Origin of the sequence: Bacillus sp. JJ864, assembly GCF_036963045.1 — a bacterium.
GTDB classification, from domain to species: Bacteria; Bacillota; Bacilli; order Bacillales; family Bacillaceae_G; genus Bacillus_A; species Bacillus_A pseudomycoides_C.
On sequence record NZ_JBALLY010000006.1, the window covers coordinates 1 to 391 of the forward strand.

Annotated in this window: 1 pseudogene; it reads right to left on the minus strand. The window is 24.8% G+C overall.

The window, feature by feature from the left end:
* Positions 1-391: pseudogene (locus V7024_RS01335) on the minus strand (RNA-directed DNA polymerase); the annotation flags it as partial.

The window sequence follows — 391 nt, forward strand, 5'->3', positions numbered from 1 at the left end:
CCACTAATTACATTTCTATTTTCTAGATGCCTACAAACTAATATGTATAAAATAGTAAATTGAGCAGGATTAAATAAAATATATCTCCAATTATTGATTATTTTCTTTAGGTCTCGCTTACTTAATTTTTTACATTTATTAGAAAATATAATGTTATTTAATACCTTCCTCGTATCTTCACCATCAATCGAAATATACTCTCTCATTAGTTCTTTATATTCATTTAAATCTATTCCTACTGATTCTTCCAATTCGCATAATTTTTCTATAAGTATAATCAAATATCCTTCTTCGAGAATTTCATCTGTTCTATCCTCAATAATTTTTTCACTTGAATAAGATATTTCTTCGAAATCATATTCCATTTCCATTAATTCAAATGTATCTTGAT